At 66.1% G+C, this 24588-nt stretch carries 20 protein-coding genes and 1 pseudogene; 14 read left to right on the top strand and 7 right to left on the bottom strand.

What is annotated here, in order from left to right:
* Window positions 1-20: 20 nt before the first annotated feature.
* The 8 genes from EKE94_RS15610 (at window position 21) to EKE94_RS15575 (ending at window position 9241) form a co-directional block, all read left to right on the top strand.
* Window positions 21-1058 (top strand): sugar ABC transporter substrate-binding protein, encoded by a 1038-nt coding sequence (locus EKE94_RS15610; protein WP_127907561.1) that lies wholly within the window; start codon window positions 21-23, stop codon window positions 1056-1058.
* Window positions 1059-1135: 77 nt separating this feature from the next.
* Window positions 1136-2659 carry a sugar ABC transporter ATP-binding protein gene (locus tag EKE94_RS15605; protein WP_127907560.1) on the top strand — a complete coding sequence of 508 codons (1524 nt, stop codon included), beginning with the start codon at window positions 1136-1138 and terminating at the stop codon, window positions 2657-2659.
* The gene (locus tag EKE94_RS15600) at window positions 2656-3651 is read left to right on the top strand and encodes an ABC transporter permease (RefSeq protein WP_127907559.1); all 996 of its coding nucleotides are present in this window, start codon (window positions 2656-2658) and stop codon (window positions 3649-3651) included. The genes EKE94_RS15605 and EKE94_RS15600 overlap by 4 nt, the downstream gene beginning before the upstream one ends.
* Before the next feature lie 7 nt (window positions 3652-3658).
* Window positions 3659-4645: an ABC transporter permease gene (locus EKE94_RS15595; RefSeq protein WP_127907558.1), complete on the top strand. Its 987-nt coding sequence runs from the start codon at window positions 3659-3661 to the stop codon at window positions 4643-4645.
* A 14-nt stretch (window positions 4646-4659) separates the two neighbouring features.
* On the top strand, window positions 4660-5607 hold the full coding sequence (locus EKE94_RS15590; protein WP_127907557.1) for a carbohydrate kinase family protein: 948 nt from the start codon (window positions 4660-4662) through the stop codon (window positions 5605-5607).
* A 5-nt stretch (window positions 5608-5612) separates the two neighbouring features.
* A complete protein-coding gene (locus EKE94_RS15585) occupies window positions 5613-6356 on the top strand; it encodes an SDR family NAD(P)-dependent oxidoreductase (protein ID WP_127907556.1) in 744 nt (247 codons plus the stop codon).
* 7 nt (window positions 6357-6363) lie between these two features.
* The gene (locus EKE94_RS15580; RefSeq protein ID WP_127907555.1) at window positions 6364-7797 is read left to right on the top strand and encodes a flavin-containing monooxygenase; all 1434 of its coding nucleotides are present in this window, start codon (window positions 6364-6366) and stop codon (window positions 7795-7797) included.
* A 22-nt stretch (window positions 7798-7819) separates the two neighbouring features.
* On the top strand, window positions 7820-9241 hold the full coding sequence (locus EKE94_RS15575) for an aldehyde dehydrogenase family protein (RefSeq protein ID WP_127907554.1): 1422 nt from the start codon (window positions 7820-7822) through the stop codon (window positions 9239-9241).
* Window positions 9242-9540: 299 nt separating this feature from the next.
* Here the strand turns inward: EKE94_RS15575 and EKE94_RS15570 are convergent, their stop codons facing one another.
* The 3 genes and pseudogenes from EKE94_RS15570 to EKE94_RS15560 form a co-directional block, all read right to left on the bottom strand.
* Entirely contained in the window at window positions 9541-10719 is a 1179-nt protein-coding gene (locus EKE94_RS15570) for an acetyl-CoA C-acetyltransferase (protein WP_127907553.1), read from the bottom strand.
* Between the two features lie 78 nt (window positions 10720-10797).
* A complete protein-coding gene (locus EKE94_RS15565; protein WP_127907552.1) occupies window positions 10798-11385 on the bottom strand; it encodes a TetR/AcrR family transcriptional regulator in 588 nt (195 codons plus the stop codon).
* Between the two features lie 112 nt (window positions 11386-11497).
* Window positions 11498-11986, bottom strand: a pseudogene (locus EKE94_RS15560) (TIGR00366 family protein); the annotation flags it as partial.
* Between the two features lie 388 nt (window positions 11987-12374).
* Between EKE94_RS15560 and EKE94_RS15555 the strand changes: the two are divergent.
* From EKE94_RS15555 to EKE94_RS15535, 5 genes are read left to right on the top strand one after another with little or no spacing between them, the layout of a single operon-like run.
* Complete coding sequence (locus EKE94_RS15555) at window positions 12375-14318, top strand: acetoacetate--CoA ligase (protein WP_127907550.1); 1944 nt, start codon at window positions 12375-12377, stop codon at window positions 14316-14318.
* Window positions 14315-15460: a thiolase family protein gene (locus EKE94_RS15550; protein ID WP_127907549.1), complete on the top strand. Its 1146-nt coding sequence runs from the start codon at window positions 14315-14317 to the stop codon at window positions 15458-15460. Before EKE94_RS15555 ends, EKE94_RS15550 begins: the two co-directional genes overlap by 4 nt.
* Window positions 15457-15873 carry a Zn-ribbon domain-containing OB-fold protein gene (locus EKE94_RS15545; RefSeq protein ID WP_127907548.1) on the top strand — a complete coding sequence of 139 codons (417 nt, stop codon included), beginning with the start codon at window positions 15457-15459 and terminating at the stop codon, window positions 15871-15873. Before EKE94_RS15550 ends, EKE94_RS15545 begins: the two co-directional genes overlap by 4 nt.
* Window positions 15874-15879: 6 nt before the next feature.
* On the top strand, window positions 15880-16326 hold the full coding sequence (locus EKE94_RS15540; RefSeq protein ID WP_127907547.1) for a MaoC family dehydratase: 447 nt from the start codon (window positions 15880-15882) through the stop codon (window positions 16324-16326).
* Between the two features lie 19 nt (window positions 16327-16345).
* Window positions 16346-17557, top strand: a complete 1212-nt coding sequence (locus tag EKE94_RS15535) for an MFS transporter (protein ID WP_127907546.1) — start codon at window positions 16346-16348, stop codon at window positions 17555-17557.
* Between the two features lie 306 nt (window positions 17558-17863).
* Here EKE94_RS15535 and EKE94_RS15530 read toward each other — a convergent pair whose 3' ends face one another.
* Entirely contained in the window at window positions 17864-18325 is a 462-nt protein-coding gene (locus EKE94_RS15530; RefSeq protein WP_268878293.1) for an Lrp/AsnC family transcriptional regulator, read from the bottom strand.
* A 158-nt stretch (window positions 18326-18483) separates the two neighbouring features.
* Here EKE94_RS15530 and EKE94_RS15525 point away from each other — a divergent pair, with 158 nt between their 5' ends.
* Window positions 18484-19521, top strand: a complete 1038-nt coding sequence (locus tag EKE94_RS15525; protein WP_127907544.1) for a zinc-dependent alcohol dehydrogenase family protein — start codon at window positions 18484-18486, stop codon at window positions 19519-19521.
* A 1145-nt stretch (window positions 19522-20666) separates the two neighbouring features.
* Here EKE94_RS15525 and EKE94_RS15515 read toward each other — a convergent pair.
* The 3 genes from EKE94_RS15515 to EKE94_RS15505 form a co-directional block, all read right to left on the bottom strand.
* Window positions 20667-21632, bottom strand: coding sequence for a ketopantoate reductase family protein (locus EKE94_RS15515; RefSeq protein WP_127907543.1), 966 nt, complete (start codon window positions 21630-21632; stop codon window positions 20667-20669).
* A gap of 13 nt (window positions 21633-21645) precedes the next feature.
* Window positions 21646-22455, bottom strand: a complete 810-nt coding sequence (locus EKE94_RS15510; RefSeq protein ID WP_127907542.1) for a division plane positioning ATPase MipZ — start codon at window positions 22453-22455, stop codon at window positions 21646-21648.
* A 148-nt stretch (window positions 22456-22603) separates the two neighbouring features.
* Complete coding sequence (locus EKE94_RS15505; protein ID WP_127907541.1) at window positions 22604-24385, bottom strand: SLC13 family permease; 1782 nt, start codon at window positions 24383-24385, stop codon at window positions 22604-22606.
* Window positions 24386-24588 lie beyond the last annotated feature (203 nt).

Genomic DNA, 24588 nt, shown 5'->3' with positions numbered 1-24588 from the left:
AATTCGTGGGAGGAGACCACATGACTATCAAGACTTTCCTGAACACCACCATTGCCGCTACGGTCCTTCTGACTGCCGCTCCGATCATGGCGCAGGATGCCGAGCTTCCGGCGGCAGACGTTCCGTCGCTTGATGGCAAGACGATCGGCGTCACCGTCATCGGCACCGACCATCACTGGGATCTCATGGCCTATCGCGGCCAGATCGACGAACTTGAAAGCCTTGGCGCCGAGGTGATCGCGCTCGACGCCGGCCGTAGCGACCAGACGCAGGTAAGCCAGATCCAGACTCTGATCGCGCAGCGTCCCGACGCGATCATCCAGCAGCTCGGCAATATCGACGTGCTGGACCCTTGGCTCAAGCGCATCGAACAGGCCGGCATTCCGCTTTTCACGGTGGATACGGCCACGCCCTATGCCGTGAACCAGTCCACCTCGGACAATTACTCTATCGGCGCCCAGCTCGCCCTGCAGATCGTCAAGGATATGAACGGCGAGGGTAAGATCGCGGTCTTCAATGGCTTCTACTCGGTGCCCGTGTGCAAGGTGCGCTACGACCAGCTCAAGTACGTACTGGAATCCTACCCCGAAATCGAAATCATCGAGCCCGAGCTGCGCGATGTCATCCCGAATACCGTGCAGTCTGCATACTCGGACACGTCGGACATGCTGACCCAGTACGGCGAGGACAGCGGACTGAAAGCGGTCTGGGGCTGCTGGGACGTGCCGATGATCGGCGCCACGCAGGCGATCGCGGATTCTGGCCGGACGGACGTGAAGACCTACGGCGTGGACGGAAGCCCGGAATACGTCGAGATGGTCGCCGATCCCGACAGCCCTGCGGGCGCTGTCGCCGCGCAGCAGCCCTATGCCATCGGCCAACAGGCCGCGCGCAACGTGGCGATGTATCTCGGCGATGAGGAGATTCCCCCGTTCAGCTTCCTGCCCGCGGTTCTGATCACGAAGGACAACGCCGACGAGACCGCGGCGCCCTTCCTGCCGGGCGCGGCCGGAGAGACCTCCGGCGGCGAGACGGAAGGTGGAAGCAGCTCGAACTGAGGCTGCTTCTGCGATCCCGACCGGGCCGTCCTTCGCGGCCCGGTCACTTCCATCCTTTCGCCAATGAAGGAGACGGCATGACCGCCCCCGCTATCGAGATGCGCGACATCGACAAGCATTTTGGTCCCGTCCACGCGCTGGACAAGGCCGACCTCGTGGTCGCTCCCGGCACGGTGCACGGGCTCGTGGGCCAGAATGGCGCCGGAAAATCGACCATCATCAAGGTGCTGGCCGGGATCTACAGGCGCACGGGCGGAACCGTCCGCGTTTTCGGCGAGCAGATCGAGCAGATCACGCCCGCCGTGATCGAGGCCAAAGGCGTCCATTTCATCCATCAGGACAGGCTCCTGGTGCCGAGCGCCACCGTCGCCGAGTCAGTGTTCCTCCGCAACGAGCCCCGGGTCGGACCGTTTCTTGAACACAGGACCATGCGCCGCCGCGCCCAAGAACTTCTCAAGACCCATTTCAACCTCGATCTGGACCCCGGCACGCTGGTCCAGGATCTGTCGACCGCGCAGCAGAAGATCGTACAGATCACGCGTGCACTGGCCAACGACGCAAGGGTGCTCGTGCTGGACGAGCCGACCGCCGCGCTCGTCAAGAAGGAGGTCGACAACCTCTTCGAGGTGCTCCGCCGGCTGCGGGACGACGGCCTCGCGATCATTTTCATCTCGCACTACATGAGCGAGATCAGCGAGATCTGCGACACGGTCACGGTCTTGCGCAACGGAACCGACGTTGGCGTGGTCGACCCGCGCGAGGTCGGAATTCAGCGCATCGTCGACATGATGACGAACCGCGACACCTCCGAGATGTACCCGCCCCGGGACGTGACCCACGGTGAGGTCGTTCTCGAGATGCGCGACGCCACCGCCGAACCTCATTTCCGCAACGTCTCACTGACGCTGCGCGAAGGCGAGATACTCGGTCTCACCGGCCTTCTCGGATCCGGCGACAAGGAGGTGATGAACGCGCTCTTCGGGCAGATTCCCCTCGATAGCGGTGAGATCCTGCTGCGCGGCAAGCCCCTTAGGATGCGCTCCCCGGTGGACGCGGTGGGGCAGGGCTTTGCCAAGATCCCCGAGGATCGCCGGGCGCACGGCGTGGCGACCGCCCTGTCGGTGCGCGAAAACATCTCGCTGGCCTCGCTGCTTTCCATGTCGAAGCGCGGACTCGTGTCGCGCAAGGACGAGGCACGGGTGGTCGACGACCTGATTGCCGATCTCGGCATCAAGACCCCCGGGCGCGATCAGCTGGTCAAGAACCTGTCGGGCGGCAACCAGCAAAAGGTGGTCGTCGCCAAGTGGCTCTCCTGCGAGAGCGAGGTCTATCTGATGGACGAGCCCACCGTCGCCGTGGATGTGGGCGCCAAGATCGAGATCTTCACCCTGATGAACCGCCTCGCGGCCGAGGGGAAGTCGATGATCTTCCTCTCCTCCGACCTCGAGGAGATCGTCGAGATGTGCGACCGCACCCTCGTCATCTACCGCGGCGAGCTGATCGGCGAATATGCCAAGGGCGACATCGACGCCGACCGCCTGCTCGCCGCCGCCTCAGGCGCGGCGTCCGATGAAACACCCAAGGAACGGAGCACCGCATGACCGCCATCGCAGACGGCCCGCCCCGTGCGGGCGCCCATAGGGGGCGCAATATTTCCAAGCTCGTCATCCGGCTGGGCGCCTTCGTGGGGTTCGCGCTGATCGTGATCTACTTCGCCTTCACCGCGCGCGGGTTCACGACGCCCTACAACCTGACTAACATCGTGGAGCAGTCCACCATCCTCGGCATCCTGGCCTACGGCATGACCCTTGTCTTCGCCGGTACAGGCACGGACGTGCAGCGCGGCGGCATCGACCTGTCGATCGCCGCGAATGCCGGCCTCTGCGCCGCGGTCTATGCCGTGCTGATGCGGGCGGGCTACGGCGGATACGTCGCCGTGCCGGCGGCGCTCGTGACCGGTATGGCCGTGGGCGCGCTCAACGGCTTCGCGGTCGTCGCCCTGCGCATCATGCCGCTCCTTGCCACGCTCGCGGTGATGAACATCGCCGAGGGGCTGGAACTGACCCTGACCGAAAATACGGTGGTCGCCGTCAACTCGCCGCTGATCGACACGCTGGCATTCGGGCGGTTCCTGGGTATCTCGACGCTCTCCTGGGTCTTCGTCATCGTCTCGTTGGCCCTGATCTGGATCGCGCATTACAGCCGGACTGGCCTCAGACTTTATGCCGTGGGCGGACACGCCGAGGCGGCGCGCGCCGCTGGCGTCCGCAACGGGTCCTACGTCTACGGGGCCTATATCGGTGCTGGCCTGCTGGCGGGGCTGACCTCGATCCTGATCGTAGCGCGGCTGTCGTCCTCGACGCCCGGCACGGGACAGATGCTGCTGCCCGTCCTCGCCGCGGCGCTTCTGGGAACGGTCTTCTCGCGCCGGCTCATCCCCACGATCGGGGGAACGCTTCTGGCGGCCCTCTTCATCGGGACGCTCGCCAACGGCTTCCAGCTTCTCGGCATCTCCTCCTACTGGGTAAGCGGTGTGCAGGGCGCGCTGATCCTCGTCGTCGTCGCCGCGACCTCCTTCGCAAAGAACTCGTGAGGCTTCCATGACCGACACCACACCCCCCACGCCGTCGCGGAACCTCAGTTTCGAGGCCCTCTCGAACTACGCGGTGATCGCCGCCTTCGTCCTGATCGTCGTGTTCTTCGCCATCTTCGCCGACGGGTTCCTCAGCGGCGAGAACCTGATGAACCTTGTGCTGAACAAGGTTGTCATCCTCGCCATCGTCGCCCTCGGCATGACGCTCGTGATCGCCGCCGGCGGGATCGATCTTTCTGTCGGGGTCTCCGTCGACCTCAGCTCGATGATCTTCATCATGATGATCGCCGCCGGAATGTCGGGCGTCTTCGCGGTGGCCGGCGGCCTTGCCGCCGCAATCTGCGTCGGCATCGTGAACGCGATCCTGATCAACCGGCTCAAGATCAATCCCTTCCTGGCGACGCTCGGCGTGCTGTTCATCGGCGAGACGGTCCAGCGTGTCTCGACCCAAGGGGGCGTGCCGATCTACCTGACCCGCGGCGAGTATTCCGCGCCCTTCGACGCCATCGTGCGCACCGGCCTCTTCGGCGTGCCGACCCCGGTCATCGTGCTGATCGTCGCCGCGCTGGCGGTCTACATCGCGCTGCACCGGTCGGTGTTCGGCCGCTATGTCTCGGCGCTCGGGGCCGCCCCCGACGTCGTGCGCTATTCCGGCATCCGCGTGCCGCTGCACATGTCGATGGTCTTCATCGCCTGTGCGGCGATTTCGGGGGTCGCGGGCATCCTGCTCAGTTCGACGGTGCGCTCCTACGTCCCGTTCTCGGGCGACGCGTTCCTGCTCGACGCCATCGGCGCGACCTTCATCGGCACCGCCATCAGCGCCGAGCGCCGCCCCTCCGTCTTCGGAACGCTTCTGGGCGTGCTGCTGCTGGCGGTCATGCGCAACGGCCTCCTGCTGATCGGATGGAACTTCTTTTGGCAACAGGTGGGGATCGGCGTGCTCGTCTTCCTCGTCCTCGGCGTGTCCTTCGGACTGCGCCGCCGCAACGACTGATGAAAGGGCAGATCATGCCGACATTCGACGTATCTTCCGTGGGCTTCGCGGTCCTCGACATCCTCGGCCGCCCCGTCACGGGCATCCCCGAAGGCGGTCGGGCCGACTTCATTGACGAAATCCGCATGACCGTCGCGGGCACCGCCGGGGCCACGGGGATGGATTGCGCCATCCTCGGCCTGAAGACGCGGATGGTCACGACCGTCGGGACCGACGAGCTGGGGGATTTCCTCGTCTCGAAGATGCAGGGCTACGGGATGGACACCGCCATGGTCGGGCGGGATGGCACGGTCCAGACCTCCGCTACCATCCTGCCGGTCCGCCCCAACGGCGAGCGGCCGGCGCTGCACGTGCCGGGCACGGCTGCGACCTTCGATATCGCGCCCGCGGATTACGAGGCGGCGCTCGACGCCGGCATCGTTCATATCGGCGGCACGGGGCTGCTGAAATCCTTCGACGGCGCACCGACGCTGGCCTTCATCAAGGCTGCCAAGGATGCGGGGCGCATCACCACCTTCGACCTCATCCAGGCAACGCCCGAGACCACCGCACTGGTCGAGCCGCTGCTGCCCTACATCGATTACTTCATCCCCTCCATCGAGGAAGCGCAGGAGATGTCCGGCCTGGCCGAGGCCGCGGACATCGCGCAGTGGTTCCAGGCGAAGGGCGTGAAGAACACGATCCTCACCATGGGCGGCGAGGGGGTCTACGTGCTTCCCGCCGAGGGCGACGCCTTTACCTTGCCCGCCCACGACATCGACGTCGTCGATACGACGGGATGCGGCGACAGTTTCTCGGCGGGCATCATCGTGGGTCTCGTCAAGGGCTGGCCACTGAAGGACTGCGCCCGGTTCGCCTCGGCCGTGGCCGCGCGGGTCGCGATGGGGCTCGGCTCAGACGGCAAGCTGACGTCCTTCGACGAGACGGTCGAGACCATGAACACCCTGCCGCTGAAAGGATGAATCCGATGGGTATGCTCGATGGACAGATCGCCCTCGTCACAGGGGGAAGCCGTGGGATCGGCGCGGCGCTCGTGCGCGGGCTGGCCGAGGCCGGCGCCGACATCGTGATCGCCGACCTGCCGATGCAGGACGACGAGGCGTCCGACATGAAGGCCGAGGTTGAGGGGATGGGACGGTCCTGCCGTCTGGTCCACATGGACGTGACCGACGAGGCGAGCGTGAAGGAGGCCGTCGCCGAGGCGGGGCGCATCGACATCCTCGTAAACAACGCGGGCATCCTCAAGCCAATGCCGCTCGAGGAACTGGACGGTCCGACCTGGGACGCGCATTTCGACGTGAACGCCCGCGGCGTCCTGTTCGTGACCAACGCGGTGCTGCCGCAGATGCGCGAGCGCAAGTCGGGGCGGGTCATCAACATCGCCTCGCTGGCAGCGCGGCAGGGCATCGCGACCGAGGGGCATTACGCCGCCACCAAGGCCGCAGTCGTGACCCTGACGCGGGTCTATGCGCAGGAGGCCGGTGCAGACGGCATCACCGTCAACGCGATTTGTCCGGGCATCATCCTGACCGAGATGGCGAAGAACAAGCTCGTCGGCGCCGATCGCGAGCACTGGACGCAAGCGACCTCGCTCAAGCGCCTGGGCGACCCCTCGGACGTGGCGGGTGCGGCGGTCTTCTTCGCGTCGCCATTGGCCGAGTACGTGAGCGGGCAGGCACTGAATGTCTGCGGCGGCCTGTACTTTCACTGAGATGGCCATGAGCGACGTCGCGATCATAGGTGCCGGGCCGGGCGGTCTTGCGGCCGCGCGCTGGTTGAAGGCCCGCGGTTTCGTGCCGACCCTCTACGACAGCCACGACGATGTCGGCGGCCAGTGGAACACGTCCAATCCGCTTTCGGGCGTCTGGCCGCAGATGCGCACGAATACCTTCATCGCGACCACGCAATTCTCGGACCTGGACTATGCGGATGGCACGGCGGTGTTCCCCCGGAACCGGGAAGTCCTGGAGTATCTGCGCGCCTACGCCCGGAAATTCGGGCTGCTCGAAGGCGCGCAATTCGGCACGGCCCTGACCGCGCTGGCACGGGAGGGGGAGGGCTATCGACTGAGCTTCGACGGGCCCGGGGGGCCGTTTTCGCGCAGCGTGTCCAAGGTCGTCGTGGCAACGGGACGCTACAACAGGCCGACGATCCCGGACGTGCCGGGACTCGACGGCTTCACCGGCCGGCTCGGCGTGGCGCATGCACATCGCTACAAGGACCCCGAGGTCTACCGCGGGGCGCGGGTGGTCGTCGCGGGCGGGTCGATCTCGGCGCTCGAAATCGCGTCGGACCTGAGCATGCTGGGTGCGAGATCGGTCCATCTCGCGCAGCGGCGGCAACGCTATGTCATGCCCAAGATGATCCGCGGCGTGCCGTTCGAGTATTACGGGTTCACCTATGGCGCGGCTGCCGCGCCCGCGACGGACAAGGAGCGTGCCCGCGCCGGCATGCTGGAGTTCGCCCTGTCGCATGGGGGCGATCCGGCGCGCTACGGTGCCCCGGCGCCGCATCCCGACGTGCTGCAGGCGGGGTTCACCGGGTCTCAACATTACCTGAATCTCGTGGCCGAGGATCGGCTGACCCCGGTCCCCTGGTTCGACAGGGTCGACGGGCAGACGATCACCTTCGGCGACGGACGGCAGGTCGAGGCCGACGCCATCCTGTTCGGAACCGGCTTCGACCTGAACCTGCCGTTCCTGTCGCAAGACATCGCGGATACGCTGGAAATCGACCGCAAGGGCCTGACCCTGTCCGAGTTCACCCTTCATCCGGATCTGCCGGGACTCGGATTCATGGGGCTCTGGTCCCAGAACGGCGGCTACCTGTCGGTGCTGGAGTTGCAGGCCCGCTTCCTCGCCTACAGCTGGGCCGGGCTTCTCGATCGCACCGAGGGCGATCTTCGCCATGGGCTCGAAGCCTGCCGGACCGAAATGCACCATGCGGGCTACCAGGAGCAGCACGAGATGGCGTTGCGCTTCGCCCGTCTCGGCGGGTTCGATCCGCAGGGGCAGGTGGACGAAGCGATGATGGACAAGGTGCGCCGCAGCGCGACCACGCCGCTGATCTACCGGCTGGCCGGACCGGATGCGCTGCCCGATGCCGGCGCGCGGGTCGAGGCCATTCTCGACCGCTACGGCCCGGACGCATGACACCCGTCAACTGGAGGAAAGAATGACCGATACAGACAAATTCTACATCGATGGCGCCTGGGTCGCGCCCCACGGCACCGAAACCCATGCGCTGATCAACCCGGCGGACGAAAGCGTCATCGGGCAGATCCCGATGGCGAATGGACAGGACGTGGATGCCGCCGTGGCCGCGGCCCGCGGAGCCTTCGACGAATGGCAGCTCACCGCCCGAGAAGAACGGCTCGGGCTGTTGCGGAAACTGCTCGACCTTTACAATGCGCGCTACGACGACATCGCCGAGTTGATGACGAAGGAGATGGGCACGACGCTCGGTTTCTCGAAGGCCGCTCAGGCCTGGGTCGGGCGTGCCCACCTCGAAGCCGCCATTGATGCGCTCGAGCGCATGCAGTTCGAGGAGATCCGGGGAAATACGCTCATCTCGCTCGAACCGGTGGGGGTCTGCGCGCTCATCACGCCCTGGAATTGGCCGATGAACCAGCTTGTGGTGAAGGCCGCACCGGCATTGGCGGTAGGCTGCACGATGGTGGCCAAGCCGTCCGAGTTCTCGCCCCTGTCCTCGATCCTCTTCGCCGAACTCGTGCACGAAGCCGGGTTCCCCAAGGGGGTCTACAATCACCTCACAGGTTACGGCGAGACGGCGGGCGAGGCGCTTTCGGCCCACCCTGACGTGGACATGGTCTCGATCACCGGCTCGACCCGCGCGGGTATCGCCGTGGCCCGCACGGCGGCCGAAACGGTCAAGCGCGTGGCACAGGAACTCGGGGGCAAGTCGCCCAACATCATCCTCCGCGACGCCGATCTCGAACGGGCGGTGAAAAACGGTGTCGATGCCTGCTACGTCAATTGCGGGCAGGCCTGCCGGGCACCGGCGCGCATGCTCGTCCCGGCCGAGCGCATGGAGGACGCCAAGCGCTTCGCGCGCGAGGCCGCCGAGGCCCATTCGGTCGGCGACCCGACGACGGACGTGGCTCTCGGCCCGGTGGTCAACAAGGGCCAGTTCGATCGCATCCAGGCGCTGATCCAGTCGGGAATCGACGAAGGCGCGACGCTCGTCACCGGTGGGACCGGTCTGCCGGAGGGTCTGGAGAAGGGATTCTATGTCAGGCCCACGGTCTTTGCCGACGTGACACCCGGCATGACGATCGAGCGCGAGGAGATCTTCGGGCCCGTCATCGCCCTGATCCCTTACGAGACAGAGGATGACGCGATCCGCATCGCGAACGACACGATCTACGGCCTCTCGGGCTATATCCAGAGCGCCGACATCGAGAAGGCGCGCCATGTCGCCCGCCGCCTGCGCGTCGGCTCGATCTGGATCAACGGGGCCGACTGGGACGCGCGGGCGCCTTTCGGCGGTTACAAGCAGTCGGGCAACGGACGTGAGCACGGCGAATGGGGCCTGCACGACTATCTCGAGGTCAAGTCCACCGCCGGCTGGACCTGACCGCGATCGTGCGCCGAGGCGCGGAGTGACGTCCGGCGCCTCGGCACGTCTCGGAAGGATGTCAGGCCGCCGTCACCGAGCTCCGTCCGAAAGGCACTGCGGGTTGGTGCCCTGTCGCGCCGATGACGCCGAAGCGGCCGCAGGGCCCGACAATCGACGGCGCAGTTGGCGCTGGCACGCCCCGTCGAAAACGAGCCTGTCCCGACGGACGAACGCTTTTGCGCGTGTATCCGCCGGGCAGTGTTTTAGAACGACCTGAGTACGCCCGAAGCCGGGAAACGACGGGTGACGGGCTGTGATCAGGCCCGTTCCAGGCAGATCGCGACGCCCATGCCGCCGCCGATGCACAGCGAGGCCAGCCCCTTGCCGGACCCCGAGCGCGCCATCTCGTGCAAAAGCGTCGTCACGATGCGGTTGCCGCTGGCCGCCAGCGGGTGGCCGAGCGCGATCGCTCCGCCGTTCACGTTGATCGCCGACGGGTCCCAACCCATCTCGCGGTTCACGGCGAGGGACTGCGCCGCGAAAGCCTCGTTGATCTCCATGCGGTCGAGGTCCTTCGCGGTCCAGCCCGCTTTCTCCAATGCCTTGCGCGACGCCTCGACCGGGCCCAGGCCCATGTCCATCGGCTCGAGCGCGGCCGCCGCGTAGCTGGCGATGCGGGCCATCGGCGTAAGGCCCAGTTCGCGAAGCTTGCTTTCCGATACCACCAGTACCGCCGAGGCACCGTCGTTTAGGCCGGAGGCGTTGCCGGGCGTGATCGTCCCCGCGCGGTCGAACGCGGGCGTCATGCCAGCAAGGCGCTCCATCGTGGTCTCGCGCGGCTGCTCGTCGCGCTCAACCGTCCGGTCGCCCTTGCGGTCCTGTATGGTGATCGGCGTGATCTCGGTCTCGAAGATACCGGCCGATTGCGCGGCCAGGGCCTTTTCCTGGGAGGCGAGCGCGAAGGCGTCCTGCTCTTCTCGGGTGATCTGGTAGCGGCGTGCGAGGGATTCCACGGTCGTCCCCATGTGCACGTCGTTGAAAACGTCCCACAGGCCGTCGACGATCATCATGTCCTTCGCAGTCATGTCGCCCATCTTGCGGCCGGTACGTACCCCCGGCAGTAGGTGCGGGGCCTCGGTCATGCTGTCCTGCCCGGTGGCGAGGATGACGTGGGCGTCCCCTGCGCGGATCGCCTGCGCGGCGAGATGGATGGATTTCTGGCCCGCGCCGCAGACCTTGTTGATGGTCATGGCAGGGACATGGTCGGGAATGCCTGCGTGGATCGCGGCCTGGCGCGCCGGGTTCTGGCCCGCGCCGCCCTGCAGGACCTGCCCCGCGATCACCTCGTCGATGATGCCCGGATCGATCCCGGCATCCTCGATCACGGCCCGCATCACCTGTGCGCCAAGCCGGGCCGCGGCGATCCCGGTATAGGCCCCGCAGAGGCGGCCGATGGGTGCGCGGCGCGCGGCGACTATGTATGCGGCTTCGGTCATGGCAAGTCTCCTCCGGTCCGATGGACCGAACGGTACAAGCCTGCGTGCCCTGCGTCCAGCCCCGCCTCAATCCCCCCGTCAATCCCGGCGGCAGGCCCTGAGCACGAGGGCTGCGAACTTGGCGGCCAGAGCCTCGATGTCGCCCTCCCGGCCGGGGCCGACCCAGAGGAACGAGTAGAAGTACATCCCCAGGATCCCCTTCAATTCGTCCGCGTCTATTGATCGAAGCTGTGCTGCGTCCCGCGCCTCGTTCATCATCCTCTCCCACAGGCGGAAGTAGTCGCCGTGGAGCCTCAGGATGCCGCGTCGGCGGTCTGGGGACAGTGCGTGGACCTCGCGGAAGCACACCGTCATCTGGTCGTGATCCTGCACTATGGCCCGCATGAGCGAGAGCGAAAGCGCGGTGATCCGCGCTTCGGCCCCCGTTTCGCGCGCGAGGATCGCCTCGGCATCGGCGAGGAGTTCGTGGAGGTAGAGGGTCATGATGTCGAGGAGGAGATCCTCCTTCGATCGGATATGGTGGTAGAACGCGCCCTTGCCGTAGCCCGACTCGGCGCATAGTTCGGCCGTGCCGACGCCGCTGTAGCCCTTTCGGGCGAACAGGACCGCGGCGGTTTTCATGATGGCGCGTTTGCCGTCGCTGATCTCGGTGGCAGGCACCGGCATCGAGATATCCTCGTCAGTGATGATGCGCCGGACCTATCACCGGATGACCGGTCGGACCAGTGGCTCCGGCACCAACATCGCGGCGCCACACTGGCGGCGCCGGGGCGTCCGCTCAAAGGATGAGCGGAAGGATCGTGACGCCCGCGCCGAAGATGACGGTCGTGAACAGCATCATCACCGCGGTGTAGCCAAGACCGACCAGGACGACGAGCGGGTAGTGGACCTTGATCCCGCGCTCGAGGCAGTTCTTGCTGATCTTGCGGGCCGAGATGCCGCCGACGATAAGCCCGAGCCCCCAACTGAGCGCCCTGAAGATGACCGCGGGGGCTTTAATCATCACAATGGCCTGCGTCGCACATCTCGGAATGCGGGCAGTGCGGTCGATCCCGCGCTCGACGGGGGGAGATGACGCGAGGACGTAGCCGAAGAGCAGGATCACGGTCATCTGCATCGCGAAGGAAAGCAGGTTCCAGAATCCACCGTACCACATTCCGACCACTTCGAGGGGGCCGGTCGGCGTCATGAGAATGGCGATGAGGGCCGTCAGGCCCGTCAGGATTATGGCGAAGACGAATGGATTTGGTATGAATGCGCGGGTGAATGACGAGCACGCGACGCCCGATCAATAGAGCATACCTTTCCTCCCAGAAGGCCTTGGCCCGGTTTTTTTGACCATTCGGTCAAGGCCATTCTGAAGGCGACTTTCTTCCGGGGCAATATATACCGAACGGTATACAAAGGTCTGCGAGCGTTGGGGCGCTCCCGGCTCTTTGTGACGGGAGACAAAACCGGACTTTTGGTTTGTTCGTCCAGATACGTCATATCGCCCTGTTAAATAGCTATATTCCATTGCGGTGGTCGCAGTCTCTTGCGCTTCCCTCAAGCATGATCCGGCTGTGATGCAGCGAAGACCCTTGCGGAAATCGTGGTATACCGATTAGTACAGATCTACCGGGCCGCCGCTTGGCGATCGGGGGAGGAGGGGATGTATGGACAGATCGGTACTCTGGCGACCGAAGGAATCGGCGTTTCGGGAAAGTGCGCTCGCGCGGTTCGCGCGGCACTGCGGGTTCGATCCTGCCGACTACGAGGAACTCCATGCGTGGAGCATCGCCGATCCCGGCGCCTTCTGGTCCCGTCTGTGGGAGTTCGCCGGGGTGAAGGGAGAGAGGGGGGCCGTCGCCCTCGAACGCGATCCGGCCGCTGAGATGACCGGCGCGCGATTTTTCCCGCAAGCGCGGCTCAACATCGCAGAGACTTTGCTGGCGGGGGCGCATCCCGATCGCGCCGTGGTGGCGCTGGACGAGACGGGCGCCCGCGACGAGCTGTCGGCCGACGCGCTGAGGGCCGAAGTTGCCCGCGTCGCGCGCGGCCTGCGCGCGGCAGGTGTAGTGCCGGGCGACCGCGTGGGTGTCGTTCTGCCCAACCGCATCGGCTGCCTGGTCACGCATCTCGCGAGCCTCGCCGTCGGTGCGGTCTGGACCTCGTGTTCCCCCGATTTCGGACCGACGGGGATCCTGGACCGGATCGGCCAGGTGAATCCCAAAGTCATGTTCGTGCAACCCCGCGTGCGCTATGGTGGCAAGGAGATCGACCTGACCGAAGGTCTCGCCGACGTCGTCGGCCGGATCGAGGGGCTGGAAAGCCTCGTCGTGATCGGAGAGGGCGACTTGCAGGTGCCCGTGCCCGTCATCGGATGGCAGGATTTCGGCTCACACGGTCCGCTGGTCTTCGAGCCTCTCGCCTTCGACGACCCGTGCTACATTCTCTACACCTCGGGCACGACCGGCGCGCCGAAGGCGATCGTCCATCGCACCGGGGGCGTCCTGCTTCAGCAACTCAAGGAACACATGCTTCACGGCGACCTCAGGCCCGGTGACGGTTTCCTGTGGTACACGAACACGGCCTGGATGATGTATCACTGGGCGGTCGCCGGTATGGGATGCGGCGCGACCACCGTGCTCTACGACGGGGCCCCCATCCTGAAAGCCGCGGACGGCCTCGATTGCAGCCCCTTGTGGAAGGCGGTCGAGACCGAAAGGCTCACGCATCTCGGCATATCGCCCAAGTACCTGTCCTCCGTGATGGAGCAGGGCTACCGCCCCGGCGAGGCGTACGACCTGTCGAGCCTGCGGTGGCTGATGTCCGCCGGCAGCCCGGTCTCTCCGCAGCAATACGACTGGATGTACGACGCGGTGAGCGGCGACATGGGCTTTGCCTCGATTTCCGGGGGCACCGAGATCATGGGGTGCTTCCTGCTCGGCTCTCCGCTTCACCCGGTACGCCGCGGGCAGTTGACCGTGAAGGGGCTCGGCATGGCGGTGAACGTCTTCGACGAGCGTGGCGCGCCCGTTCTGGGCCGACCCGGAGAACTTGTCTGCACCGAACCCTTCCCCTCGATGCCCCGGACCTTCTGGGGGCCGGGCGGAGATGCGCGCTACCGCAAGAGTTATTTCTCGGAGCGCGCCGAGATCTGGACGCACGGCGACCACGCGACGCTGAACCCGGACGGGACGGCTGTGATCCACGGGCGTTCGGACTGCACACTGAACCCCGGCGGCGTCCGTATCGGGACCGCCGACATTTACAACGTCTGCGCGCAGTTTCCCCAGCTGGAAGACTTCATCGTCTTCGGGCGGCCGGTCGAAGGGGACGAAGAGATCGTGCTTTGCATCAAGATGGCCGATGACGCGCGCGCCGACGCCGATCTGGCCAGAACCATCCGCGGCAGGCTCAGGACTGAGTGTTCGCCGCGTCATGTTCCCGGCGCGATCTACTGCGTGCGCGACATCCCCATGACGGTGAACGGAAAACGCGTCGAGGGGGCCGCCCGGTCCGTGGTTTCCGGCAAGGCAGTGGCCAACCGCGGGTCGCTGGCGAATGCGGACTGCCTGGATGAATATGCTGACCTGTCGGAAAGGACCGCCTTATGAGACCCCACGCCGCCATCGTCGGGGCCGGTTCGCTCGCCCCGCAGCGCCGCACCGAGGGTGCATCGACCCTCGGGATGCTTGCCCGCGCCGCCAAGGCCGCACTCGACGACGCCCGGATGGAGAAGGCCGAGATCGACGGCCTTCTCGTCGGTCCGCAGGTCGGCGAAACGCCGCAGCACGTCCCCGCGACGGTGTCCGAATACCTCGGCCTCCAGCCCGTGATGTCCAACGTCGTCGATCTCGGCGGCGCCTCCGGTCCCGGTATGGTCTGGCGCGCCGCCGCCGCCATCCAGGCGGGAATGTGCGAGACGGTGCTCTGCGTGATCGGCAACCACCGCAACCCCGAGCCGCCGCGCAGCCCCAACCGCAACCCGATCCGCGAGTTCGACGTGCCTTTCGGTGCCTCGGGCGCCAACGTCTCCTATGCGTTGCTTAAGCAGGCCCACATGGCGCGCTACGGGACAACGGACGAGGATTTCGCGCTGATCGCGCACTGGGCCCGGGCCAATGCCCAGAACTGCCCCGAGGCGATCTTTCACGGCAGCCCCGCCAGCGTGGACGACGTCCTGGCCTCGCCCATGATCGCAAGCCCGCTGCATCTCTTCGAGATCGTCATGCCGGTCGCGGGGGCGGAGGCCGGCATCGTCACGTCGGCGGAACGGGCCAGGGGGCGTCAAGCAGCCTGGCTCCTTGGAGCTGGCGAGAAGATCACGCACCGGGCGGTCAGCCAGGCCCCTGACCTGACGTCGGGACCGCTGAAGCCGTCGATGGACCGGGCCTTTGCGCAATCGGGCCTCGGCGTGGAACGGATGTCGCTGTTGTCTCTCTACGATTGCTACACGATCATGGTGGCCACGACGCTGGAAGACGCGGGTCTGTGCACGCCGGGAGGCTTCGGAGAGTTCATGCGGGCGCATGATTTCGGGCCGGCTGGCGACATGCCGCTCAACACCCACGGCGGGCAGCTGGGCTATGGTCAGCCCGACCTCGCGGGCGGCATGACCCATGTGACCGAGGCAGTCCGGCAGCTGCGCGGAGCCGCCACGGGACGACAGATCGCGGACCCCGAATTCGCTCTCGTCACGGGCAACGGGGCCACCATGTCCGAAGCAGTAGCCCTTGTCCTGGGAACCGACGCATGACCGATCTCTCGACGTTGAAGGTGCCCGGGCCCACCGTGATCCCGCTTACCGAGCCGTTTTGGGAGGCGGCCGCCGAGGGGCGCCTTGTCATCCAGCGTTGCGGCGCCTGTGGCGAGGCGGTGTTCTATCCGCGCGAAATCTGCCCGCATTGCTGGGCCGACGCCCTTTCGTGGGAGGAGGCGAGCGGGACGGGCTGGTTGAAGACATTCAGCACCATCTGGAAGCCCGGCCATCCGGGCTGGATACCGGCGGTGCCCTACACGGTGGGCCTTGTCGAGCTGGCCGAGGGGCCGACCATGCTCAGCCATATTCTCGGCGAGACGCCCGAGGTCGGCATGAAGCTGACATTGGCCCCTACCAACATAGGCGGACGGGTTCTGCCCTGTTTCCGCCCCGAACACGGAGTGGAGTAGAGGACCATGAATAACAAGAACGGATGGACCGGAACCGTCAACGGGATGCCGCACGAGGGCCAGTCAGCAGAGCGCAGCCGCACCACACAGCTGGAGGACATTCACGCCTTCACCGCCATGACCGGCGACCGGAACCCGGTCCACTACGACGAGGAGCTGGCCAAGAAGACGTCTTTCGGCAAGCTGATCGTGCAGGGCGGCGTGACGACGGGGATCCTCAACGCCTGCGTGGCCGAGGATCTGCCCGGGCCGGGTACGGTGTTCCTCAACACCAATCTCGACTTCAAGAAGGCGGTGGGGGTCGGCGAGACGATCACCGGCCGGGTCGAGGTGGTCACGGTGCGCGAGGACAAGCCGCTGTGTACCCTCAAGGTCAGTGTCGTCGATGCCGAGGGCGCGGTCTGCGTCGAGGGCGAGGCCACGACCTACACAATGCCGCTCGAAGGGCTTTGAGGTGACGGAAGCTGCGACGATGCCGCCGGCCATCGGCCGTTGGCGGATGCTGGCGGTTATCTGCCTCGGTGTCGTCGGGGTCCTCGCGACCTGGTTTTCGGCAACCGCCATCGTGCCCGAACTTATCCGCGTCTGGCAGCTCACGCCGGGGCAGGCGGCATGGCTGACGAACGCCGTTCAGCTGGGTTTCGTCATAGGCGCGGTGGGGGCTTCCCTGGTCAACCTGCCCGACATCGCGCCGATGCACCGCCTCATGACGGCAGCCGCACTGCTTGCGGCCTTGTCCAATGCGGCGCTTCTGGTGGTCGGCCCCGAAGGCGCGGTGATCGCCCGTTTCGTGACGGGTGTCGCGCTGGCCGGCGTCTATCCGCCCGCACTCAAGCTGATGGCGACATGGTTCGTGAAGGGTAGGGGGCTCGCGCTGGGCTTCCTCATCGGCGCGCTGACCTTCGGGTCGTCCATGCCCCATCTCGTGCGGGCGATGGCCGAGGGGATCGACTGGCACGTGGTCGTGTGGGCGACGTCCGCGACGGCGCTCGGCGGAGCGGTCGTGTTCGGTCTTCTGGTGCGCGAGGGACCGAACCCTTTCGGCCGCGCCACCTTCAACCCGCGCCAGTCCCTGGCCGTCTTCACCGACCGCCCCCTACTGCTCGCCAATATTGGATATTTCGGTCACATGTGGGAGCTCTACGCCATGTGGGCCTGGATTCTCGCCTTCGCCGCCGCGGCCGAGGCAGGTATGCACCCGTTCCCTTTCGGCTCGCCCTCGATGCTGAGTTTCGTGGTGGTCGCCTCGGGGGTGATCGGATGCCTCGCCGGCGGCTGGCTCTCTGACCGGATCGGTCGTTGTCTGACCTGCGCCGGCATGATGATAATCTCGGGGACCTGCGCAGCACTCATGGGGGTTTTCTTCGACGGCCCCCCTCTCATGCTGGGGCTGTTCGCACTCCTGTGGGGCATCACCGTGATCGGCGACAGCGCCCAGTTCTCGGCGGCGGTGACGGAACTGGCCGACAGCGCATTCGTCGGGACGGCTCTCGCCTTGCAGATGGGTATCGGCTTCGGCCTGACGGTCATTTCGATCTGGGCCCTGCCGCTTTTTGCGGACTGGATCGGAGGATGGCAGTGGGCCTTCCTCTTCCTGTTGCCGGGACCTGTCGTTGGGACCTGGGCCATGCTGGTCCTGCGCGCCCGCCCCGAGGCGGTGTCTCTTGCGCACGGAGCTCGGTAGCGGAACACCAATGGTGTGTAGGTCTCCGGCGAAGCGGATGCCTACACCCGAACTGTAGGACGCTTTAGGCATGCAGTCCGCATGCGATCCTGGAAACTTCCATCATACTTCAGGCAAGCGTCGAAAAGACGGAACGCGCGTATGACTGACGCCGCCGCTGTTCGTCTTCTCTACAGTCAGAGAGGGGGCTTTCCAGGCAACCGCCGCGCCTTGCCTGAACGGTCTGTGTGCGGGTCAAAGCCGGCAGTCATGACGTCCGTCGTACGCACGACGCCTGGGCCTCACCGATAAGATGGATACTCTTGGTCACGACACGAACGGAGTTGAGACCGGCAGCTTGCTGGAGGCCTTCATCTCTTTCAGCGAGAGGTTCGAGCGGATGCTCGTCACCCCCGGCAGGCAGCGCAGGGTGTTATCGACGAATGCGCTGTAGTCGTCGAGGTCGCGGGCCACGACGATCAACAGGAAATCGTCGGCCCCGGTGGTGTTGTGGCAGGAGAGGATGTTGGGGGTCGTCTCGACGATCCGCTGGAACTCCGACGTGGCATCCCGGTCGTGCTCGGAACAGCGAAGCTGCACGAAGGCCATGACCCCCAGCCCAAGCTTGCGGCGGTTCAGATTGGCCTGGTAGCCCTCGACGATCCCGCTCTCCTCAAGCCGTTTCAGGCGCCGCCAGCATGGCGTTTCGCTCATGCCGAGCCGTTGCGCGAGCTTCGCATTCGTCATGCGCCCGTCCTCCTGCAGCAAGGTTAGAATTTGGACGTTCACGGCATCGATTTCGGACACAGGTAGAAAACCCTCAAAAATATATCTGCATAGGAAGAGTTTGCCCGAAATTGGGCGGAATGAAACAAGTTTGGCAAGTGTGTTTCCCGCCGGGACGGTATGATCCCCTCTAGTCACAACCGCATCTGAAAGGTTTCGCCATGAAAGCCGTCCTGTTCGAGAACTTTCGGGAAGAGCCCAAGCTGGTGACGCTGGAGGACCCGAGCCCGGCACCGCATGGTGTCGTCCTGAGGATCGCAGCGACCGGCGTCTGCCGCAGCGATTGGCATGGCTGGATGGGGCACGACAGCGACATCTCCCTCCCCCATGTTCCAGGGCACGAATTGGCTGGCGTGATCGAGGCCGTGGGCAAGGACGTGGCCAATTGGAAGGTGGGCGACAAGGTCACCGTGCCGTTCATCTGCGGTTGCGGGCGGTGTTCCGAGTGCCGCGAGGGGCACCAGCAGGTCTGCCTGCATCAGGAACAGCCGGGCTTCACCCACTGGGGGTCCTTCGCCGAATACGTCGCCATCCATCAGGCCGATCTCAATCTCGTGGCGTTACCCGAAAGCATGGACTTCGCCACCGCGGCCAGCCTCGGATGCCGCTTCGCGACGTCGTTCCGCGCGGTCATCGATCAAGGCAAGGTCAGCGCCGGCCAGTGGGTGGCGGTTCACGGCTGTGGCGGCGTCGGACTCTCCGCGGTCATGATCGCCGCGGCGGCCGGAGCGAACGTGATCGGCGTGGATCTTGACCCGGCGAAGCTGGCCTTGGCCCGGGAGATCGGCGCAGCGGCCGTGATCGACGGCCGGGAGGCCGACGTGCCCGAGGCGATCCACGAGATTACCCGGGGCGGTGCGCATGTCTCCCTTGATGCGCTCGGTCATTCCGTGACCATGACCAATTCGATCCTCTGCCTTCGCCCACGAGGCAAGCACGTTCAGGTGGGCCTGATGCTCGGCGATCACGCCGCACCTGCCGTGCCGATGCCTAGGATCGTCGCACAGGAGATCGGGCTACTGGGCTCGCACGGGATGCAGGCGCACCGCTATGGCGCGATGCTGGGCATGGTCGCCAACGGCCGGCTCGATCCGGCGCGTCTCGTGGGAGACCGGATCAGTCTTGCAGACGCTCCCAGCGCCCTGATGACAATGGACAAGTTCCAGTCCGTCGGGGCCACGGTCATCACCCGGTTCTGAAACAAGACGAAAATACAGCCGCATTCTCACCTCGCGTCCCTGCCGGCTTTGGGCCGACGGCCAGATGTCTGGCAAGGGCTCGGCGACTAATCCGCTCTCAATGCCCGCTATCGGTCGGGCGCAGGTAAATCTATGTGTCGCCTGACACCCCTTGTGGGGTTTCAGGCAAATCCGCATCTTAGGTCAGGTGCCTGACCATAAAGAAGAGACTTCCAGAATGCGGGTGGCGTTGTGCGGTCGAGCTGGCGATCGTCAGGTCACGACATTCCCGCCTCTGCCTGGTCCCGGCAGTCCTGTCTGGCCAAGAGCCCCCCTGCCATCCCAGGAAATACCTTTCCCCAGATGCCGCTGCCCTGGCAGCGTGCCGAGTTCAAGCCGGCATCGTCTTTGCTGTTCCGACTCGCGGCCCGGAACGGCGCAGGCTCTGTGCAATCTTTCTGCGACGACATCGCTTCTTCGATCGATCCCCTGACCCGCGGCGAGGGGATCGCGATAGAGCAAGTGGCGCCGCTGGCCGGGTGCGATGCGGCTGCGTTGGAATGGGTGTCAGTCCGCCACCTCGGAAAAGGGCATTTCCTACTGCGGGACGAATTCGCCTCCCCCCAGGCCTCGGCCCGTCCGAGCAGCCCCTCACCGACCGCATCCTCCGGATCAGAACCCGGCGATTTGCGCCTTGCAGCGTGACTCACGGCTCAAAAGCGAGCGGTGAATATGGCTGTTCTCAATGCCGGGACTGAACAGCGGGGCAGTCCCTGAGGATCGTGGCAGATCACACGACTTTCGGCCCGGTGGCCATGTGTGGCGATGCTCTCAATCCGACCAAGCTTTGCCATCTGGGGGGCAGTGCGCCGCTGCGGGCGTCGGACCCGCGGTGCCAGAGCCGGGCTGCCGTTTCGTGCGCCTTGCGCGGCGGGTGCCGCAGACATCCCATCGGCAGCGCGGCATAGCGGGTTGAGCGGCGCCTCGACCGACGCGCGCAGCCTGAAGGTCGCGAAGGACCTGTGGCACCGGCCACCGATCGAACGTTTGGCGAGGCCTGGCTTCGCCCGGGGAAAGAGGCGCCTGCCTTTCGCAAGGGGCGCCTGCTTTGCGGATTGGGTGCGCGGGGGTACGGCTGCGTTTCAGCCGCGATCCCCGGTGTTGGATCAGAGGCCCAGGGCCGCGCGGGCGTCGGCCACGGGCACGGACCCGGCGGCGAGGCCGTCGCGCAGGATGCGGGTGGCCAGCGCGGTGAACCACGCGTTGCCGGGGGTCGGCACCCCGTGCAACCGGCCCAGAAGCTCGATCTCGCCATTCAGGAACTCGGTCTCGATCGATCCGGTCGCGCGGGCGAGGCTTTGGGTCGAGGAGCTGCCGACACGCGTGACGCCCGGGATCTCGCCGATCTGCATCCGGTCCTTGCGCCGGGGGTCGGAGAGGCCCACGTCCTGCCACGCGATCCCCGCGGCCTGCATCGCGGACTGACCCTCGGCCTTCAGGGCCGCCCGAATGTCGTCGGTGTCGTCCGGCCCCAGGGCGGCCTCGACGATGTTGCCGAGGTTCATCAGAAGCTTGCCGTACTTGCTGGCCATCACGTCGTCGGCGGTGAAGGCGGCAAAGCCCGCGTCGTTCAGCGCGGCGACAAGCGCCGCATCGGCGGCGTCGTGCCCGCCCGTGTAGAGGCCGATGTCGAACATGCCGGGGCAGGGGGTGCCGAAGACGGCAACTTCACCGGGGATGATGAAATCGCAGGGCATCATCACCGTGACGCCATGAACATTGGCAAAGCGGCGCAGCACGCGGCGTTCGTTCTCGACGCCGTTCTGAAAGCAGAAGATCGGTTGCTCAGTGACACCCGCGCGGCGCAGCGCGGCCAGCGCCGGTTCGCAGTCCTGCCCTTTCATCGTCAGGCAGATCGCGTCGTCCGGGCGGTAGTCGATGTCGTCGGGGCCTTCGACCACCTCGAATTGCGTGTCACGCGCGCCGGCGACGGTGCGGACCTTGAGCCCGCCATCGCGGATCGCGGCCAGTTGCGCCCCGCGCGAGATGCCGATGACCTCGTGCCCCGCATCGGCCAGAAGACCTGCGATCGTGCCACCGACAGCGCCGGTGCCGTAGATGATGATGCGCATGCCTTGCGTCCTTTCAGAAATCGACCCGAACCCCGGGCAGCCGAAGTTCAGCCAGCAGATCGCGCAGCTCCTGCCGGGCGGCGATGTTGCTGAGGTTTAGGTTGCCCACGCCGATATCCTTGAGGTCGAGCAGGGTCAGCCCGCGGGGAAACAGCTCGCGGAAGATCACGCGCTCGGAAAAGCCCGGCGCGACGCGGAAGCCGATCCGCTTGGCCAGGTTTTCCAGCGCTTCGCCCATCTTCTTCTTGTTGTGCATCTGCTGCGCGCCCAGCCGGTTGCGCACGACGATCCAGTCGATGGGCTTGAGCCCGGCCTGGGCGCGCAGCTGCCGCGCGTTCCACACCATCTCGGAATAGACCGAGGGGCCGAGGATGCGGTTGGTTTCGGAATCCGTGCGCGCCAGCAGGTCGAAATCGACGAAGCTGTCGTTCAGCGGCGTGATCAGCGTATCGGCAAGGCTGTGCGCCACCTGGCTGAGCCTCGTGTGCGAGCCGGGGCAGTCGATCAGGATGAAATCCGACCCCACTTCCAGCTCGGCCACGGCGGCGGACAGGCGGCGGTCATGCAGGTTTTCGCCCGCGGCCAGGTCGGACTGATGGATCTCGGGCAGATCGGCATAGGTGGGGCAGGGCAGGTCCAGCCCCGCATGGTCCAGATAGGCCAGGCGGTTCTCGACATAGCGGCCAAAGCTCTTCTGCCGCAGGTCCAGATCCAGCGCACCTACCTTGTGCCCCATGCGCACGAGCGCAGTCGCGACATGCATCGAGGTCGTGGATTTCCCCGACCCGCCCTTTTCGTTCCCGACGACGATGATATGCGCCACTCGTTCCGTCCCACCTGTCTTGCGCGGATTTTGGCGCACCATATGGGCGGCCCGCGGCGGATGGAAGTCCGCGCCGCGGGCCCGGAGGGAATGCGTTGCGCGAATGCCTGAGCCGGGGGCGCCCCCACGGGGCCCGCGCGCGGACCGATCAGAGCGGGAAGAAGATCGAGATCGCGAAGATAGAGACCGCGCCCACGAAGATGTTCATCGGCACCCCGATCTTGAGGAAGTCGGCAAAGCGGTAATCCCCCGCGCCGTAGACCAGCGTGTTGGTCTGATACCCGATCGGCGTGGCAAAGCTGGCCGAAGCCGCCATCATCAGCGCCACGACAAAGCTGCGCGGGTCCAGCCCCAGCTGGTTGGCCAGCGGAATGACCAGCGGCGTCAGCACCACCGCCACGGCGTTGTTCGTCACAACCTCGGTCAGCACCGAGGCGAGCGCGTAGACCGCGATCAGCGTGACGTAGGGGGGCAAGCCTTGCAGGAAGGGCACCAGCCAGCCCACCAGCATCTCGACCGCGCCGGTGCTTTCAAGCCCGGCGCCGATGATCAGCATGGCGAAGATCAGCACCAGGATCGAGGCGTCGATCGAGCTCCAGGCCTCGTCGTTGTCGATGCAGCGCAGCACCAGGATGGCGGCCACGGCGATGAGGGCCAGGATGCCGATTGGCATGATGTTGACCGCGGCAAGCCCCACGACGCCCATCAGGGCGATCACCGCGATGGGCGCCTGCGCCCGGCGGTAGGCGCGGCCGCCGGGACGGGCCACCGACAAAAGATCGCCCGATTGCGCCAGCGCGTCAAAGCCTTCGGGCGTGCCCTGAAGCAGCAGCTTGTCGGCGGGCCGCAGGCGGGCGCTGACCAGGTCCGGCCCGGCGATGTGGTGGCGTCGATGGGCGCCCAGCACGCGCATGCCGTGGCGCCGCCCGATGGCCAGATCCGCGATACGGGGGCGGGCATGGGTGGACAGCGGGGTCAGGATCGCCTCGGCGGTGGTCACCTTGGCCTCGGGGTCGATCTCGGCGCCGCTCTTCAGGCCGACGGCGATGCCGTCACGTTCGGTCAGGGTCAGAAGCTCGGAGGTGCTGGCCAGCACGATCACCACGTCGCCGCGCTTCAGCTCGTGGTCGGCAAGGTCGCGTCGCGCCACCTGACCGGCGCGCCGGATGCCGGTGACGCGCACGCCCTCGGGGGTGAAGGCCGCCGCCTCGCCCAGCTTGCGCCCGATCAGGTCCGACCCCTCAAGGATGCGCACCTCGGACAGAAAGTCGCTTTCGGTCGAGGATTGGGCCGCGTCGCTCGACTGCCGGTGCGGCAGCAGGAAGCGGCCGAGGAACAGCATCATCGCCCCCCCCGCGACCGCCACGCAGATGCCCACGGGCGCGATTTCGAAGATCGAGAAGCGTTCGAGCCCCGCCTCGGTCGCGATGCCGTCGATCAGGAGGTTGGTCGAGGTCCCGATCAGGGTGCAGGTGCCGCCCAGGATCGCGGCATAGCTCAGCGGGATCAGAAGGCGCGTGGGGGCGAGGCCCAGGGTTTGCGCCAGCTTCACCACCACCGGGATCAGCACCAGCACGACCGGGGTGTTGTTGACGAAAGCCGAGGCAAAGATCGTCGCGCCCAGGAAAATCGCGATTGCCAGCACGGGGCGATTCTTGGCCCGGCCGATGACCAGTCCAGCCAGCTTGTCCAGAAGGCCGGTCCGCACCAGCGCGCCCGACAGCACGAACATCGCCGCGATGGTGATCGGGGCCGAGTTCGAGAAGACCGCCATCACCTCGTCCTGCGGTACGAGGCCCAGCACGATGAAAAGGGCCGCGGCCGCCGTGGCCGTCACCTCCGGGGGATAGCGTTCCAGCAAGAAGGCCACGAAAAGCAGGGCCAGCAGGGCCAGGGCGATCTGCGGCTGGTAGGCGGTAAGGACGTCCATCGCGATACAGGTCCGGTGTTGCGTGACATCAGGGGCTGCGGTCGGCGCAACAGCGACCGCCCCCGGGGCAAGTGCCGGGGGCGGGAATGGTTCCCCGTCCGTCCCGGTCGTCGGCCCGGCGTCGCCCGCGGGCGCGTCGGGGGCAGGCAGCGATCCGCCAGCCGAGGGGGCGTGCCCCGTGGCGGACCTTGATCTTTCGGCCG

The organism is Mesobaculum littorinae, from assembly GCF_004011175.1.
Taxonomy (GTDB): Bacteria; Pseudomonadota; Alphaproteobacteria; order Rhodobacterales; family Rhodobacteraceae; genus Tranquillimonas; species Tranquillimonas littorinae.
This window is presented reverse-complemented; position numbering and strand designations above follow the sequence as displayed.

Coding starts and splice junctions, on each gene's coding strand:
- EKE94_RS15610 (WP_127907561.1), top strand. CDS start 21: ATGACTATCAAGACTTTCCTGAACACCACCATTGCCGCTACGGTCCTT.
- EKE94_RS15580 (WP_127907555.1), top strand. CDS start 6,364: ATGAGCGACGTCGCGATCATAGGTGCCGGGCCGGGCGGTCTTGCGGCC.
- EKE94_RS15590 (WP_127907557.1), top strand. CDS start 4,660: ATGCCGACATTCGACGTATCTTCCGTGGGCTTCGCGGTCCTCGACATC.
- EKE94_RS15515 (WP_127907543.1), bottom strand. CDS start 21,632: ATGCGCATCATCATCTACGGCACCGGCGCTGTCGGTGGCACGATCGCA.
- EKE94_RS15605 (WP_127907560.1), top strand. CDS start 1,136: ATGACCGCCCCCGCTATCGAGATGCGCGACATCGACAAGCATTTTGGT.
- EKE94_RS15565 (WP_127907552.1), bottom strand. CDS start 11,385: ATGCCGGTGCCTGCCACCGAGATCAGCGACGGCAAACGCGCCATCATG.
- EKE94_RS15585 (WP_127907556.1), top strand. CDS start 5,613: ATGGGTATGCTCGATGGACAGATCGCCCTCGTCACAGGGGGAAGCCGT.
- EKE94_RS15555 (WP_127907550.1), top strand. CDS start 12,375: ATGGACAGATCGGTACTCTGGCGACCGAAGGAATCGGCGTTTCGGGAA.
- EKE94_RS15540 (WP_127907547.1), top strand. CDS start 15,880: ATGAATAACAAGAACGGATGGACCGGAACCGTCAACGGGATGCCGCAC.
- EKE94_RS15600 (WP_127907559.1), top strand. CDS start 2,656: ATGACCGCCATCGCAGACGGCCCGCCCCGTGCGGGCGCCCATAGGGGG.
- EKE94_RS15595 (WP_127907558.1), top strand. CDS start 3,659: ATGACCGACACCACACCCCCCACGCCGTCGCGGAACCTCAGTTTCGAG.
- EKE94_RS15550 (WP_127907549.1), top strand. CDS start 14,315: ATGAGACCCCACGCCGCCATCGTCGGGGCCGGTTCGCTCGCCCCGCAG.
- EKE94_RS15525 (WP_127907544.1), top strand. CDS start 18,484: ATGAAAGCCGTCCTGTTCGAGAACTTTCGGGAAGAGCCCAAGCTGGTG.
- EKE94_RS15505 (WP_127907541.1), bottom strand. CDS start 24,385: ATGGACGTCCTTACCGCCTACCAGCCGCAGATCGCCCTGGCCCTGCTG.
- EKE94_RS15545 (WP_127907548.1), top strand. CDS start 15,457: ATGACCGATCTCTCGACGTTGAAGGTGCCCGGGCCCACCGTGATCCCG.
- EKE94_RS15570 (WP_127907553.1), bottom strand. CDS start 10,719: ATGACCGAAGCCGCATACATAGTCGCCGCGCGCCGCGCACCCATCGGC.
- EKE94_RS15575 (WP_127907554.1), top strand. CDS start 7,820: ATGACCGATACAGACAAATTCTACATCGATGGCGCCTGGGTCGCGCCC.
- EKE94_RS15535 (WP_127907546.1), top strand. CDS start 16,346: ATGCCGCCGGCCATCGGCCGTTGGCGGATGCTGGCGGTTATCTGCCTC.